Here is a 14,278-nt window from a genome sequence, read left to right as displayed (position 1 = left end):
AACCTTCGAAGGCAGAGCCGTCAGATTTACAGTCTGATCCCTTTGGCCGCTCGGGAACCCCTCCCCAAGTGCGAGGCGCATACTAACAGATCTGTCGCGCTTGTGAACCCCTCTGCCGGGATTTTTAATGCTTAAAGGATCGGGTTGATGGCCGATAAGCAATGAAACCTTCATTTCCAAGATTTATCTCATGCTGCCCAGTGCGATTCGTGACCGCTTGCTCGTGGATGAGGCCCAGTTGGGCCAACGGCTCAACCAGGATCTCCGTGCGGGGGACCGTGCCGACTTCAGGCTGCATCTGGCGCTGCTGACCGATGCGGTGGAAGAACAGCCCTGGTTTGATGCCCCGCCCAAGCCTGCGTCGGGTGAGCTGGATTGGCGCTCCCGTTTCGGTCTGATGCCCCGGGCGTCCCTGCAAGGCGGGGTGGAAGAGAGCGATGCCACCAGCCTCAACGAGCGTCTGCAACAGGGCGGGTGCATGACGGATGTGAGACTCTGGCTGGCGCTGCGCTCCCCGCCACTGGTGAGCCGAACGCCCGCGCTGGATCCCGCGGTGTACGACAACCTCTCGGCACTGGGTCGTGAGCGATGGCAGGCCCGACCTATGGGCGCTGACCCCAGGGAGGAGGCTCCGCTGATGATGCTGCCGCTGCTCGATGAGCTTGCGCAAGGGGTGGATGCCAGGCTGCGCTGGCTGGGGTGACGGCACGGTAGAATGCAAAAAGGCGGGATAACCCGCCTTTTGCTTTATGAGTGGTGAACCTTGTCAGGCGTCTGCTTCGTCCGGTTGGGGCACTTCCTTGCCGGCGGCACGACGGGCGATGGGTTTTTCCGTGTGACGGTTGAGCTGGCGTTCCAGCTTCTGGCCCAGGTCCGTGATGGCAGCATAGAGATCCTCGTGCTCTGCCTGCGCAAACAGTTTGCCGTTGGGAATGCCGATAGTGGCTTCGACGATATACATCAAACGCTCTTTGGAGATGATCACATGGGGTGTGATAAGAGGTACCTGAAGACGCTCGAGCTTTTCAAAACGGGATTCAATGCGCTCGCGGATGGCTGGGGTGATGTCGATGATTTTACTGGTCATTTCGATTTTCATAATGGCCCCCTTCGGGTCGTCTTGCTTGTGTCTTCACCTCCAGATTACCCATGTCGCCAAATCAAAATGTGATCCGTGTCACGAAAAATACCCTTGGGAATCCCGCTGTCCATAAATTGTGAGCTTTTCCCGTTTCATGCCAAAAACCGCTTGAGCTCAGTGAAACAGGCAGGCAGTATCAGCAAATAGGATCGTTTCTGTCCCCCCTCGGCAGCGCCTTGTGTCGACCCGATGTTTGGTTTTTGCCGCATAGTCTCGAATTTTCTCCACCCACATCGCCTCATCGCATCGCAAAATCATTGCCATGCGCCGGTGGAGATATGCGCGCAAACGGATATGCTTTTCTGCAGGAGTCGGGGTGGATAACGTGGTTGTAGTGGTTGGAGTCGTAGATGAAGCAGCAAGCCACCCAGATGATGTGGTTTTATGATCGGCAGCATGGGCAATGGAGCCTGTCTGATCATGTCTCTTGTGAACCCTGGGCAGGGGAGGAAGCCCACCCCTGGGCCACCCAACTTGAGCGGGAAGATGAAGCGGGTTTCGCCGATTTTCTTGCAAGACTCCACGATTCCTGCCAGCCAGGCCAGTTCATCGGTCACCTGCGCGATGAGGACGGTAAGGTACACCACGCGCTCTGGTACGGTCAGTATGTGCCTGCACAGGGGCTCTGTTGTGGCTGGCTTGCCCCCCTCGAAATGATGCATCGCGAGATGGATCGCGCCAACTCCCCCGCAGGCGTGACACCGCCGCTTCCCATGTTGCAGGCCCCCTTGCTGGCTAAGCTGGCGCAGGCGCTCTCCGCCAAGACGGGGCTCGATTTTTGCCAGACCCTGGTCAACGAGCTGGCCCATATCTTGGGAGCCACAGCCGTCTGGCTGACGGAGCGGGTCGGTCTCGACAGGCTGAGAGTGCTGGCGAGCCACGGCATCGACGTCAAGGAGTACGCCCTCTGTGACATGCCCTGCCAGCAGCTCTATCGGGGCGCCGCCAGTGCGACCCCCATCAGCGAACCCCTGACCGGGTATCCCGACCTGCCCCCGGGCCAGCACTATTACGCCCAGTCGCTGCTCGATCGCAACGGTCAGATCCTGGGTCATCTCGCCCTGCTGTTCCCGAGCCAGACCCGGACCACGGATCTGGACTCCGTCCTGACCATCTTCTCGGTGCGCATGGTGGCCGAGCTGGAGCGCCTGCAGAGCGATGCCTTGATGCGGCTGTCTGCGGTGGCCTTTGAAACTCACGAAGGGATCATCATCACGGATCCCGAGTTCAAGATCCTGCGGGTCAATTACGCCTTCAGCCAGATCACCGGCTTTGACAACCAGGGGGTGATTGGTCTGCATCTTGGCAACGATCTCTGGTCGGGGCTGGGAGGGCTGGGTTACGAGCTCAACGCCCTGGATCGCTGGCAGGGGGAAACCCTGCGCCTGCACGCCGACGGTCACGCCTATCCCCAGTGGGAGATCGTCACGCCGGTGCAGGATGAGAAGGGGGGGATCAGCCACTATGTCATCTTCTTCGAGGATATTTCCGAGCGCAAGGCGGCGGAGCGCCGCATCCAGGATCTCGCCTTCTATGACGAGCTGACAGGCCTGCCCAATCGTCGTCAGCTGCACGAAACCCTGACCCAGGCGTTCACCGATGCAAATCGCAGTCACCTCATAGGGGCCCTGCTGTTCATCGATCTCGACCACTTCAAGACCATCAATGATTCCCTGGGTCACGCCACCGGCGACTGGCTGCTCAAGGAGGTGGCCAGCCGTCTCAAGCGGCTGGTGCGCCAGGGGGATTGTCTGGCCCGTCTCGGCGGCGACGAGTTCGTGTTGTTGCTGCCAGCGCTTTCCATCAGCCCGCCCCAGGCGGAGATGCAGGCCGACCTCATCGCGGAGCGGCTCATCGGGGAGATCGCCGCCCCCTATGATTTCAGAGGCCAGGTGCTGCACATCGGCGCCAGTGTCGGCATCACCCTCTTCCCCGGTCGGGAGCAGGAGGCGGGGGATCTGCTCAAGCAGGCTGACACCGCCATGTATCAGGCGAAATCGGCGGGCCGCAAGACCCGGCGCTTCTTCGATGCCTCCATGCAGTTGCAGGCCGACCGGCGTCTGCACATTCACAACGAGCTGCGCAGTGCCCTCGACAATGGGGAGCTGACTCTCCACTACCAGCCCCAGCACATGGTGGCGGGGGGGGAGATCATCGGTGTCGAGGCGCTGATCCGCTGGCAACCCCCCGGGCGTGCCCTGGTATCGCCCGCCGAGTTCATCCCCATTGCCGAGGAGACGGATCTCATTGTCGACATCGGCAACTGGGTATTGCACGAAGCCTGTACCCAGTACGTCTCCTGGGAGGAGAGCGGGATCCACGTCCCCCAGCTCTCGGTCAACGTGAGCGCCAAACAGTTCCATGCTCCCGACTTCGTCGATCGCATTCACGACGTGCTGGCGGCCACCGGCATGGATCCCGCCTGCCTCAACCTGGAGATCACCGAGTCGGTGGTGCTGGGTCATGCGGAAGACACCATCAGCAAGATGGCGGAACTCAAGACCCTGGGCATCAGCTTTGCCATCGACGACTTCGGGGCGGGGTACTCTTCCCTGAGCTACCTCAAGCGGCTGCCGGCGGACGAGCTCAAGATCGACCGCTCTTTCATCCAGGACATTCCGAAGGATGGTGACAACATGGCCATCGTCGAGGCCGTGATCGCCATGGCCCGCCACATGGGGTTCAACGTGACGGCGGAGGGAGTGGAGTCCCGCCAGCAACTGGAGTTTCTGCAGGCGCAGGGCTGCCATTTCTTCCAGGGATACCTCGCCTCCAAGCCGCTCCCTGTTCCCTACCTTGAACGCTATGTCAGCCGCCAGGTACGCGGTGATCGCCCCGTCTGCACCGATAAAAATAGTGTGGCGTAGCGCCCATATTTAACGGGTAGAATGAAGGTATCTCACCACCGCCAGCGGGCGGTGGTTATGCCTCTCAAGGGAGAATACCTTTCGTGAAAGCCGTGCAGGGAATCATCTTTTCGACGCTGTGCGTGCCAGGGCTAGTGGCACCCGCCTTTGCGCAAACCATGGAGCAGTCTCTCTATCGCCAGGCCCATGAGGCCGTGCGTGCCAATGATCAGGTCAAATTCAGCCAGCTTCGGGCACGCCTGATCCACTATCCTCTGTTGCCCTATCTGGATTACTACCAGCTTGCGTTCCGTCCCGGGGCGGCAGACTACAACGATGTGACCCGCTTCATCCGCCAGCACGGGGACACCCCCCAGTCCAACCGGCTCGAGCGCAGCTATCTCACCTATCTTGCCCAGAGCCAGCAGTGGTCCCAGTTCCTGCGCTTCTATCCAGCCAAGCCAAGCTCCACCGATCTGCTCTGTCAGCACTATCAGGCCCGCTACTACACGGGGCACCAAAGTGAAGCCCTGCAGGAGGCAGGCAAGCTCTGGTTGAGCGGTCAATCCAGGCCCGATGCCTGCGATCCCCTGTTCCAGCTCTGGCAGCAAGCGGGTCTGCGTACTCAGGAGAAGATCTGGGAGCGCATGAACCTGGCTTTCGAGGCCCAGAACCCCAACCTCATTCGCCACCTCGGTGCCCAGCTCGGCAGCGGCATGAAGGGGTATGGCGATCAGATGATCGCCCTGTATGACCAACCCGTGCGGGCGATGAATCCGGCCAACTTCACGGCGGCGCCCCCGTCGCGGCATCTGCTCTCCCTGGGGCTGGCCCGCTACGCCAATCAGGAGCCCGACGCGGTTCTGCGCCAGCTGGGGGAGATGACCCGTCGCTTCGGCCTGAACCATGCCGAGGTGAATCGGGTGGAGAAGGCGGCCGCCCGCCGCCTGTTGCTGGACCGATCTTCTGACCAGCGCGCCTGGCTGGATACGGCTCTGGTGCGGCTCAAGGATCCGGAGTTGGTGGAGCTGCGGGCCCGTCTTGCCATCTGGGAGCAGGATTGGCGCGGCCTCGAAGGCTGGGTCAAGCGGATGCCCATGGGGCTGCAAAAAGAGGATCGCTGGCGTTACTGGATGGCGCGCTCGCTGGAGAAACAGGGGCGGCAGAAACCGGCGCGGGACCTCTATCTCGAGACTGCAAACCTGCGCGGCTTCTACGGCTTCATGGCGGCCCAGCGCACCGGTGTGCCCTATCGCATGAAGAACCAGAGCGTGGCGCACAAGGTGCCGGACTGGCAAAGTGCCAGCCGCCGCTGGCCCTTCCTGCTGCGGGTGCGTGAACTGCTGGCGATGAACGAGATCACGGCGGCCCGCTCTGAGTGGATCCACAACATGGATCGCAACAGCGTGGCCCAGCGCCTGGAGTTTGGCCACATCGCCCTCAACCAGGGCTGGCACGAGCTGGCGATCCTCTCCAGCATCCGTGCCGAGGCCTGGGATGCGCTGGACCTGCGCTTCCCACTGCCCCTCAAGCGCACCTTCTCCCAGATGGCACAAGAGCGCACCATGAACACCAGTCTGCTCTACGCCATCTCCCGTCAGGAGAGCGCACTCTATCCCCTGGCCCAGTCACCGGTCGGGGCGAGGGGGTTGATGCAGCTGATGCCTGCCACCGCGAAAGAGACGGCCGGCAAGCTTGGGGTGCCCTATCGCAACGAGCAGCAACTGTTCGACCCGGCCATGAACATTCGTCTTGGCAGCGCCTACCTCAAGCGCCTGCTGGATGTGTATGACGGCAACCGGATCCTTGCGGCGGCGGCTTACAATGCGGGTCCTGGCCGGGTCAAGCGCTGGCGCGAGCAGAGCGACAACAAGCCGATGGATGTCTGGGTGGAGAGCATCCCCTATCGGGAGACGCGCAACTATGTCCAGAACGTGCTCTCTTTCGATCTCATCTATCAACACAAGCTGCAGCAGCCTTTGCGTTTCATGTCGGAACGCGAGCTGAATCACGCCTATTGAGTTCGGGGGGCAGTCGTTGTGGCGGCGGCCTCCCATTCTTGCCCCAAAATGGTTATCATCCCTTAAGCTTTGTTACAAAAGGAAACCTGCCAGGTGATCGGGCGCCGCGTCTTGGTCTGTCAGGTTCGATACAATGCCCGATAATCACTGACAGGCTTTTCCAACAAAGGAATCGAGAGTGGCAACGATCAAAGATGTGTCTCAGCTGGCGAATGTCTCCATTTCGACAGTGTCTCGAGTGATCAACAACACGGCGCAGGTGGCGCCCGAGAAGCGCGAGGCTGTCCTCGCGGCCATGAAGGAACTCAGCTTTCGTCCAAACAGCTTCGCCCAGGCCCTGGTGAGCAAGCGCTCCAACTGTATCGGTGTGCTGGTGGGGGATCTGTGTGGCGGCCCCTTCTTCGCCCAGATGATGCGCGGCATCGAAAGCATGGTCGACAAGGCGAACAAGTTCACCATCGTGGTGTCCGGCAACCACGACGCGACCCGTGAGCGGCACGCCATCCAGGCGCTGCTGCAGCGCCAGTGTGATGCCCTTATCCTTCACAGCAAGGCGCTGCCTGACGAAGAGCTCAGCGAGCTGGCGTCGGGCACGACCCCCATCGTCTTCATCAACCGTCAGGTGCCAGGCTGCGAGGATCGCTGCGTCTGGCTGGACAACCAGGCCGGCATCACCACGGCTTGCCAGCATCTGCTGGACGCGGGACATCGCAAGATTGCCTTCGTCACCTCCGATGACGAGGAGTTTGTGGATGGTCAGCAGCGGATGGCCGGCTATCGCTTCGCCCTGCAACGGGCAGGTATCGAGCTGGATCCTGCCCTCATCGGCCGTGCCTATGCCGACGAAAAAGGTGGCTATGTGGCCATGAGCGAGCTGCTGGCGCGCGGCGTCGAGTTCAGCGCTGTGCTGGGTTTCAACGATGCCATGGTGGCGGGGGCCATCTCCTGTCTGCTGGAGCGGGGTTACAAAATACCCCAGCAGGTCTCTGTGGTCGGTTTTGATGACATCCCCTATGCCCGATACATCTATCCCAAGCTCACCACGGTACGTTACCCCATCGAGGAGATGGGAGAGCGGGCTGCTGAGCTGGCCCTTAGGCTGCTGGATCACAAGCCGGTAGAGGGATTGGCGCTCAAATTCGAAGCCGAACTGGTACGGCGGGAATCTGTGGCCTGAGTCATGAAGTTGGCCCCGTGCGGGTCGACTTTATTGCAAAACATTGAAAGCGCTTTCAGAAATCCTTTTCAACTGTGATCCGCTTCAAAGCTTTTTGACCGCGCTACCACTAGGATAGGCCCACGAATTAGGAGCGTGCGCTCCCGATTTTCCCGCTGTGGGAGGTAACCGGTTAATCCGGCTATTTCCTTCGTTACTTTCGACGGTCATCATTGGATGGCCGTTTTTTTTTGTCAGGATCCGGGTATGACGAACGAATTTGAGTATCAGACGGGTATCGTGGGCGCCGGCTGGCTGGGGTTGCCCCTGGCCAGGGCATTGCAAGAGCAGGGGCAATCTGTCGCGGTGACGGTCAGTACGGCCGAAAAGGCTGAACGGCTGCGGGGGGAGGGTATTGCCGCCTGGCCGCTGTTGCTTACCCCTGACATGGGATCACTGCCTTTTCGCTGTCATGACCTGGTGATCTGTGTGCCCCCCAGCAAGACCGGTGATTACCCGGCGTCCGTGGCCAGCCTGTGTCGACAGGCGAGGGAGGCGGGTGTTCAGAGGGTTCTGTTTATCAGCGCTACTTCGGTCTGGGGGGCCGGACAGGGGGAGGATGATACGCCCGCTCCAGCTCATGACAGAGGGACGCGGATGCGGGCGGCCGAGCTTGCCGTACTGGAAGGGCATGTTGACTGCGCCATGATCTTGCGCCCGGCCGGACTCTATGGTCCTGACCGTCACCCCGGCCGTTTTCTGGCGGGCAAGACGCTGGCCGGGGGAGGCCAGGCTGTGAACCTGGTGCATCTGGACGACGTGGTGGCCGCCTGTGAGCTGATGCTGGCCCGGGGGCAGGATGGGGATGCCTACAATCTGAGTGCCCCCGTTCACCCGCGCCGGGAGCAGCTCTACCCCTTCGCGAGCCGCCTGCTCGGGCTGGTGCCGCCGCAGTTCGTTGAGCCGGCGGGGGAGTTTGCTCCCATCGAAGGTCAGCGCATCTGCCAGCAGCTTGGTTTCGTCTATCGCTGGCCGGATCCGGCCCACTGGTTTGCGGACGGGGCGGCCTTGAAGGGTTGAACGGGTCGTCGCCATCCGGGCCCCGGAGTCGGTCATCTGGCGTGCAAACCAGATACGGCGCGCGCTCCGGGACAATTGAGGTTTGCCAAGGGGGGGATCGCCCCCTATCATGCCGCCATCCATGATAAAGAGAGCGGTAATGATGGAAGAGACCAAGCGCCACCCCGATGGGGAGCTGTTGCTGAGAACCCTGGCAATGCCAGCCGATACCAACCCCAATGGCGATATCTTCGGCGGGTGGATCATGTCCCAGATGGATATAGGTGGGGGCATCATGGCCAAGGAGCTGGCAAAAGGTCGCATCTGTACCGTCTCGGTGGAGGGGATGACCTTCCACAGCCCGGTCAAGGTGGGCGACGTGGTGTGCTGTTACGGTCGCTGCCTCAAGATTGGTCGCAGCTCCATGCGACTCAAGCTGGAGGTCTGGGTCAAGCCGGTATTGCGGGAGAACGAAGCCCAGCGGTACTGCGTGACCGAGGGCGTCTTCACCTATGTGGCCATCGACGATCAGGGCAAATCCCGCCCCGTCCCGGTCTGAGTCTGCTCAGATGAGCCGGGCATTGATGATGGATATTTCCTGCTCAAGCCCGGTTTTTTGCCGTATCATGCGCTCCAGCATCTCTTCCGACCCCACGCACTGCCGGGTGTCGAACAGACAGAGATCACATTGGGGATCCCGCCTGATTTGATAGACGGTGGAAAGCTCCACTTGATGACAGGTTCCCTGTTGATCGTAAAATGTCACGCGGTACTGGTGCTGTCTCGCCATCGTTGAATTCCTTCTGGATGAGTCGGGCCGGACACGAATAATGAGACTAGTCGGCGACCGTGGCCTGTGTGAGGGCCATGTCGTCTTGCAGAGGCAGGTGATTGTTAGCCAATGAAAAATAGTTATCGGATTCTGGGAACGTCCCTGCTGACGTTGGGGCTGGTCGGTTGCTTCGAGGTACCTGATCAAGATCATCTGGTGACTGCGGCAGGCATCATACCTGGCGCAAGCTGTGACAGACCGCCTCTGGTGGCGCTCGCCTCCACGGCCTTGCCGAGGGAGTTTGGCATCACCGTCTGGAACCTCTACAAGGGACAACGCAAGAGCTGGCGGGAAGGGCTGGATGAGTATGCCAAGTCCCAGGATCTGGTGCTGCTGCAAGAGTCGGCGACCCGGCCCGAGATGCTGGACTGGCTGAAGAGAGGCGATTTCCAGTGGCAGCAGTTGCAGGCCTTCACCCAGGGAGGTGTCTCCTTTGGCGTGATGACGGTGGCGAAAACGCCGCAGGCGTTTGTCTGTGGCGTCCGTTCCCCCGAACCCCTGCTACGCATCCCCAAGTCAGGTCTGGTCAGTCTCTATCCCTTGCAAGGGGATCCTGACGGCGTGCTGGTGGTGAATCTCCATGCGGTCAATTTCGAGCTGGGCATGGCGACTTTTCGCGAGCAGCTCAACGATCTGACTGCGTTGATCCATCGCCACCAGGGGCCGGTCATCCTGGGCGGCGATTTCAATACCTGGAGCGACAAGCGTGCGTTCTGGTTGAACAAGCTGGTGGGCGAGCTTGGCCTGCAGGAGGCCATACCTGTGCCTGATCTGCGTCGCACCGCCTTTGGCCGCCCGCTGGATCACCTCTACTATCGCAATCTGGATCTGGTGGAGGTGAGTTCACCGGCTACCGATGCCTCTGATCACAACCCCATTCTGGCGCGCTTTGCGGCCCAGGCCATCACTCCCTGAGTCATCCCTCAGGGGAGAGCGGCGTCGCCGCTGGTTCATGCAGACAAAAAAATACCCCGCATCAAGCGGGGTATTTTTTGGATTGCGACGAGCGATCAGCTGTTGTTCTTCACGAACAGAGTCAACTCCTGACCCGGCTTGAGATAGTCACTCTTGCCGAGCTGGTTCCAGCGCATCACATCGTTGACGGCGACCTGGAAGCGGGCTGCGATGGAGGAGAGGGAATCACCGCGGCGCACCTGATAGACCATGGACTTGTTGCTGCTCTTGCCCTGCTTGGGCCAGACCACCAGCTTCATGCCAGGCTTGAGGGCTGACTTGGCGTTCAGGCCGTTCCACTTGGCCAGGTCGGCGTGGGTGACCCCGTGTGCCTGGCTGATGCTCCACAAGTTGTCACCGGAGCGCACCTGATAGTTCACCTTGCCACCACTGCGGCTGGCGAGCTGCTGCGGCTTGCTCTGGGCAACCTGGGTTGCGCGCCCGCCATTGGGGATGATCAGGCTCTGGCCACGGCGCAGGTTGTTGCCGCGCATGTTGTTGGCCAGCTTGAGCTGTTGCACGGTCACCCCGTGATTCTGGGCGATCCGTGACAGCGTATCACCACTGGTGACCTGATAGGAGCGCACACCACGGGTACGTTCACGCTGGGGCAGATCGGCCAGGGCCAGCTCCAGGGTGTCGGCGTACTCGACGGGGACCAGCAGGTTGTAAGGGCCCTGCGGCGAGGTCATGCCACGCTTGAGCGCAGGATTGAGCGCTTTGAGCTGGGAGGCGGAAACGCCAGCCAGCTGGGCGGCCACATTCAAATCAATCTGACCACCGGTATTGATGGTTCGCAATTGCGGCTTGTTGGCCAGCACCGGCAGGGTGACATTGTATTTGTCCGCATTGCGGATCATGTCGGCCATGGCCAGGATCTTGGGCACATACATCCGGGTTTCGCGGGGCAGGTCCAGCGACCAGTAGTCGGTCGGACGACCAGCCCGTTCGTTGCGGGTGATGGCGTTGCGCACCCGACCTTCACCGGCATTGTAAGCGGCCAGGGTCTGCAGCCAGTCACCGTCGAAGAACCGGTTCAGGTACTCCAGGTAATCCAGTGCGGCATTGGTGGATGCCAGGACATCGCGTCGACCGTCGTACCAGTTGTCGTGGCGCAGGCCGAAATTCTTGCCGGTTGCAGGAACGAACTGCCAAAGACCGACCGCATTGCTGCGGGAGCGGGCATTGGGATCGAACATGCTCTCGATCATAGGGATGGTAATAAGCTCCATTGGCAGCTCACGCCGTTCGATTTCCTCTACCATCAGATACAGGTAGGGCTCAGCCCGGCTGGCAATGGTCGCCATATGCTTATCATTGCGCAACAACCAATCACGCTGTTGGCGAACCCGGGCATTATCGTGCGAGTCCAGCTGCATATCATCGCTGATACGCACCCACAGGTTATCAGTGTCATCCAGCTCTTCTATCTGTTCGTCGCCGAACAGCATCCGCGAAGAGTGTTTTTTGTACGTTTTCTTGCTGACTTGGGGGGATTTGATCGGCTCGATTGCCGTTACCGCCCGGTCATCCTGATGGCTCAGGTTTTGACAGCCGCTGAGAAACAGCGCTGCCAATAAGGCCGTTCGTAGCTTCATCTCGCTCAGGTCATCTGTGGAAAAACAGCTCGCATCATAAGGGGCAATGCCCCCCTGATCAAGGTTTGTTCAAAAAACGTCCTTCCAGGCCCGCAGAACAGCGAAGGTATCCTCTGGATTTTCCAAGCATTTAAGGGCGTATTTCTCAGCAGAAAATTTTACCGAGTCCTGCTCGCAGCGCAGAAAAACATTGAAATTCCGCTCATCTCCCAGCCGGGAGGGGAGACTCGGGAGGCCCTGCTGACGCAGTTTGCTGATCACGCCGATCTGCCGCTGGATCGCCAGGTTGTCGGGCTCGACCGCATGGGCGAAACGCAGGTTGGAGAGCGTGTATTCATGGGCACAATAAAGGAGGGTCTCATCGGGCAGTGCCGCGAGCCGTTGCAGGGAAGTGTGCATCTGTGCCGGGGTCCCTTCGAACAGACGGCCGCAACCGGCGCTGAAGAGGGTATCGCCACAAAACAGCATGCCCTGGCCGTAATAGGCGATGTGCCCCAGGGTATGACCGGGCACATGGAGGACATCCAGACTCAGGCCATGCCAGTTGATTTGATCCCCATCGTCGAGCCACTGGCCGTGATGGTCCGGCATGGGGTCATGCTTGGGGCCATAGAGGCGAGCGTGGGGGAAGTGTTGCAGCAGCTCGGGTACGCCCCCGACGTGATCGCGGTGGTGATGGGTCAGGAGGATGGCATCCAGCACCAGATCCAGCGCAGCCAGCCGTTCCAGCACGGGAGCGGCCTCGCCCGGATCGACGACCAGGCAGTGATTTTCATGACGGATCAACCAGATGTAGTTGTCGCTGAAGGCGGGAACTGTGATGACGGTATACATGGGTCGAGGTCTCTTGTGTTCTCTTTAAGGAAGGGATCTTATATAACTGGATGGCATTCGCCCCCGAGTTGGTCCCATTATGCAACTGGCACGTACCGAACAACAGATCGCGCTTCCGACCAGTTGGTCCGCACTGCCCATGGGGGACTGGGTGGCCGCCGAGCTTCAGGAGCGCCTCGACAACTGGTGCCCGCACCTCTTTGGCTATCACTTGCTCAAGATAGGAGCCCTGAGCGTCGAACTCTCCTGCGGCTGTTCCACCATTCGTCATCAAATCGGTGTCGCCCCCGGCGGACGGCTGCTGGACATCCAGGGGGATCCGCTCGCCTTGCCGGTGCGATCGGGGAGCGTGGATGCCTGCCTGCTGGCTCACTGCCTCGATTTCTCGCCGGATCCTCATCAGGTGCTGCGGGAGGCAGAACGGGTGCTGACCGACGATGGCTGGCTCATTGTCAGTGGTTACAACCCGCTCAGCCTGGTGGGGCTGGGCCACTATCTGCCTTTCATGCGGCGGCATCTGCCCTGGTCTGCCCGCATGTTCACGCCCGCACGGGTGACCGACTGGCTGCAACTGCTCGGCTGCGAGGTGATGTTCGACGAGCGGTTCGGTTTCTCCTTCATGGGCAGGCAGAGCAAGATCGGCTGGTGGCGGGAGAGTCTGGGGCGGGACTATTGCCGCTCCCTGGCGTCTGTTTACGTGATTGCCGCCCGCAAGCGGCGTTTCCCCGTGACACCGGTGCGTCGCCGCTGGCGGCTGCCGGAGTCGATGGCTGCGCCAGGAATGGCGCGCCAGGGCGGATAGCGGGCATCAGGGCTGGTAGCCGCTGTCTTCGGCAAGCTGCTTGCCGCTGGCGGCCTCACGGGCAAGCTCGTCACAGCGTTCGTTTTCCGGGTGGCCCGAGTGTCCTTTCACCCAGAGCCATTCGATCTGGTGACGGGCCACTTCCGCATCAAGGGCCTGCCAGAGATCGACGTTCTTGACCGGCTGACGGTTGGCGGTCATCCAGCCCTTCTTCTTCCAGCCGATGATCCATTGGGTGATCCCCTGGCGCACATACTGGCTGTCGGTGGTGAGCCGCACCTGGCAGGGTTCGTTCAGGGTCCGCAGCCCCATGATGGCAGCCATCAGCTCCATCCGGTTATTGGTGGTCAATCGAAAACCGGCGGAGATCTCCTTGCGATGCTTGCCATAGACCATGACGGCACCATAGCCGCCGGGGCCCGGGTTGCCTAAGCAGGAGCCATCCGTGAATAAATCAATCTGTTTCAACATGAGCAATCAATCTGTTTTAGCGAGAGGCTTGGGGTAAACTAGCGAGTAAAACCGAAGTTTGACATGGATTTGATCATGAGCACACCCCAACTGAATCGCCAGATCGTCTTGTTCTATACTCTTAACTAGAGTGTAAACACTGGTTTGTTGGCTATAAGTCTATGTAATTTAAGTATTTGCTTTGTTTTTGTGTACGATTTATGCTGAGTTTGCACTGGAATGTGTAAATAGGCATGTATTTTGACTCTCAACCGTTTACACTTCGATGGAGCCCTTGCCAAGCAAGGCTTAGCGGCTCCATTTGCACGACTCTTAGCATTGTAAGTACAGTTGGGTAGGCTAGCCTAGCCTAGCCTAGCCTAGCCTCTGCTTACTCAATACGTTAGCTTCCCCCCAACGCCCTCAACACCTCCTCCACGGCTGCCAACCGTCCTCGTAAGGACAGAAATTCCTGACTGGTGTGCCTGAGCACACTATTAATGGTTGCCTCTAGGGAAGGTGCGAATAAGTCATATGGCACGAGAGCATTTACTGGTAACCCATTGATATTAAATGACTAAAATT

General features: G+C 60.0%; 15 protein-coding genes. 9 read left to right on the top strand and 6 right to left on the bottom strand.

Annotated features, from left to right (window positions below; all coding sequences use genetic code 11):
• The coding region (locus PG879_RS19865) for a hypothetical protein (RefSeq protein ID WP_257707706.1) at window positions 1-180 on the bottom strand (180 nt) is incomplete at its 3' end.
• A gap of 10 nt (window positions 181-190) precedes the next feature.
• On the opposite strand from PG879_RS19865, the gene PG879_RS19860 reads away from it, so the two are divergent.
• A complete protein-coding gene (locus PG879_RS19860; RefSeq protein ID WP_041215524.1) occupies window positions 191-703 on the top strand; it encodes a VC2046/SO_2500 family protein in 513 nt (170 codons plus the stop codon).
• Window positions 704-766: 63 nt separating this feature from the next.
• Here the strand turns inward: PG879_RS19860 and hpf are convergent, their stop codons facing one another.
• The gene (gene hpf, locus PG879_RS19855; RefSeq protein ID WP_010674126.1) at window positions 767-1,099 is read right to left on the bottom strand and encodes a ribosome hibernation-promoting factor, HPF/YfiA family; all 333 of its coding nucleotides are present in this window, start codon (window positions 1,097-1,099) and stop codon (window positions 767-769) included.
• A 392-nt stretch (window positions 1,100-1,491) separates the two neighbouring features.
• Between hpf and PG879_RS19850 the strand changes: the two genes are divergently transcribed.
• The 5 genes from PG879_RS19850 to yciA all read left to right on the top strand — a co-directional run bounded on the left by PG879_RS19850 (window position 1,492) and on the right by yciA (window position 8,782).
• Window positions 1,492-4,008 (top strand): putative bifunctional diguanylate cyclase/phosphodiesterase, encoded by a 2,517-nt coding sequence (locus PG879_RS19850; protein ID WP_270830600.1) that lies wholly within the window; start codon window positions 1,492-1,494, stop codon window positions 4,006-4,008.
• Between the two features lie 83 nt (window positions 4,009-4,091).
• Entirely contained in the window at window positions 4,092-6,008 is a 1,917-nt protein-coding gene (locus PG879_RS19845) for a transglycosylase SLT domain-containing protein (protein WP_270830599.1), read from the top strand.
• 178 nt (window positions 6,009-6,186) lie between these two features.
• Entirely contained in the window at window positions 6,187-7,185 is a 999-nt protein-coding gene (locus tag PG879_RS19840) for a LacI family DNA-binding transcriptional regulator (RefSeq protein WP_039038828.1), read from the top strand.
• A 246-nt stretch (window positions 7,186-7,431) separates the two neighbouring features.
• The gene (locus PG879_RS19835) at window positions 7,432-8,244 is read left to right on the top strand and encodes an NAD-dependent epimerase/dehydratase family protein (RefSeq protein WP_042017321.1); all 813 of its coding nucleotides are present in this window, start codon (window positions 7,432-7,434) and stop codon (window positions 8,242-8,244) included.
• Between the two features lie 139 nt (window positions 8,245-8,383).
• Window positions 8,384-8,782 (top strand): acyl-CoA thioester hydrolase YciA, encoded by a 399-nt coding sequence (gene yciA, locus PG879_RS19830; protein ID WP_029314261.1) that lies wholly within the window; start codon window positions 8,384-8,386, stop codon window positions 8,780-8,782.
• 6 nt (window positions 8,783-8,788) lie between these two features.
• On the opposite strand, the gene PG879_RS19825 is transcribed toward yciA, so the two are convergent.
• On the bottom strand, window positions 8,789-9,013 hold the full coding sequence (locus PG879_RS19825) for a hypothetical protein (protein ID WP_010674132.1): 225 nt from the start codon (window positions 9,011-9,013) through the stop codon (window positions 8,789-8,791).
• Between the two features lie 111 nt (window positions 9,014-9,124).
• On the opposite strand from PG879_RS19825, the gene PG879_RS19820 reads away from it, so the two are divergent.
• A complete protein-coding gene (locus PG879_RS19820; RefSeq protein WP_270830598.1) occupies window positions 9,125-9,970 on the top strand; it encodes an endonuclease/exonuclease/phosphatase family protein in 846 nt (281 codons plus the stop codon).
• 95 nt (window positions 9,971-10,065) lie between these two features.
• On the opposite strand, the gene PG879_RS19815 is transcribed toward PG879_RS19820, so the two are convergent.
• Entirely contained in the window at window positions 10,066-11,316 is a 1,251-nt protein-coding gene (locus tag PG879_RS19815) for a LysM peptidoglycan-binding domain-containing protein (RefSeq protein WP_010674134.1), read from the bottom strand.
• Between PG879_RS19815 and PG879_RS19810 the strand changes: the two genes are divergently transcribed.
• Window positions 11,317-11,589 (top strand): hypothetical protein, encoded by a 273-nt coding sequence (locus PG879_RS19810; protein ID WP_010674135.1) that lies wholly within the window; start codon window positions 11,317-11,319, stop codon window positions 11,587-11,589.
• Between the two features lie 87 nt (window positions 11,590-11,676).
• On the opposite strand, the gene gloB is transcribed toward PG879_RS19810, so the two are convergent.
• Window positions 11,677-12,441 carry a hydroxyacylglutathione hydrolase gene (gene gloB / locus PG879_RS19805; protein ID WP_053288602.1) on the bottom strand — a complete coding sequence of 255 codons (765 nt, stop codon included), beginning with the start codon at window positions 12,439-12,441 and terminating at the stop codon, window positions 11,677-11,679.
• Between the two features lie 79 nt (window positions 12,442-12,520).
• Between gloB and PG879_RS19800 the strand changes: the two genes are divergently transcribed.
• On the top strand, window positions 12,521-13,243 hold the full coding sequence (locus PG879_RS19800) for a class I SAM-dependent methyltransferase (RefSeq protein WP_270830597.1): 723 nt from the start codon (window positions 12,521-12,523) through the stop codon (window positions 13,241-13,243).
• A gap of 6 nt (window positions 13,244-13,249) precedes the next feature.
• On the opposite strand, the gene rnhA is transcribed toward PG879_RS19800, so the two are convergent.
• Window positions 13,250-13,714 (bottom strand): ribonuclease HI, encoded by a 465-nt coding sequence (gene rnhA / locus PG879_RS19795; protein WP_010674138.1) that lies wholly within the window; start codon window positions 13,712-13,714, stop codon window positions 13,250-13,252.
• Between the last annotated feature and the right edge of the window lie 564 nt (window positions 13,715-14,278).

Source organism: Aeromonas sp. QDB63, from assembly GCF_027707425.1.
Lineage (GTDB): Bacteria > Pseudomonadota > Gammaproteobacteria > Enterobacterales > Aeromonadaceae > Aeromonas > Aeromonas caviae.
Note: the sequence above shows the minus strand (reverse complement) of the source record. Positions and strands in the feature narration are given on the sequence as shown.

Excerpts from the sequence above, each read along its gene's own strand:
- PG879_RS19860 (WP_041215524.1), top strand. The coding sequence starts at position 191 with ATGCTGCCCAGTGCGATTCGTGACCGCTTGCTCGTGGATGAGGCCCAG.
- hpf (WP_010674126.1), bottom strand. The coding sequence starts at position 1,099 with ATGAAAATCGAAATGACCAGTAAAATCATCGACATCACCCCAGCCATC.
- PG879_RS19850 (WP_270830600.1), top strand. The coding sequence starts at position 1,492 with ATGAAGCAGCAAGCCACCCAGATGATGTGGTTTTATGATCGGCAGCAT.
- PG879_RS19835 (WP_042017321.1), top strand. The coding sequence starts at position 7,432 with ATGACGAACGAATTTGAGTATCAGACGGGTATCGTGGGCGCCGGCTGG.
- yciA (WP_029314261.1), top strand. The coding sequence starts at position 8,384 with ATGATGGAAGAGACCAAGCGCCACCCCGATGGGGAGCTGTTGCTGAGA.
- PG879_RS19825 (WP_010674132.1), bottom strand. The coding sequence starts at position 9,013 with ATGGCGAGACAGCACCAGTACCGCGTGACATTTTACGATCAACAGGGA.
- PG879_RS19820 (WP_270830598.1), top strand. The coding sequence starts at position 9,125 with ATGAAAAATAGTTATCGGATTCTGGGAACGTCCCTGCTGACGTTGGGG.
- PG879_RS19815 (WP_010674134.1), bottom strand. The coding sequence starts at position 11,316 with ATGGCGACCATTGCCAGCCGGGCTGAGCCCTACCTGTATCTGATGGTA.
- PG879_RS19810 (WP_010674135.1), top strand. The coding sequence starts at position 11,317 with ATGCTTATCATTGCGCAACAACCAATCACGCTGTTGGCGAACCCGGGC.
- gloB (WP_053288602.1), bottom strand. The coding sequence starts at position 12,441 with ATGTATACCGTCATCACAGTTCCCGCCTTCAGCGACAACTACATCTGG.
- PG879_RS19800 (WP_270830597.1), top strand. The coding sequence starts at position 12,521 with ATGCAACTGGCACGTACCGAACAACAGATCGCGCTTCCGACCAGTTGG.
- rnhA (WP_010674138.1), bottom strand. The coding sequence starts at position 13,714 with ATGTTGAAACAGATTGATTTATTCACGGATGGCTCCTGCTTAGGCAAC.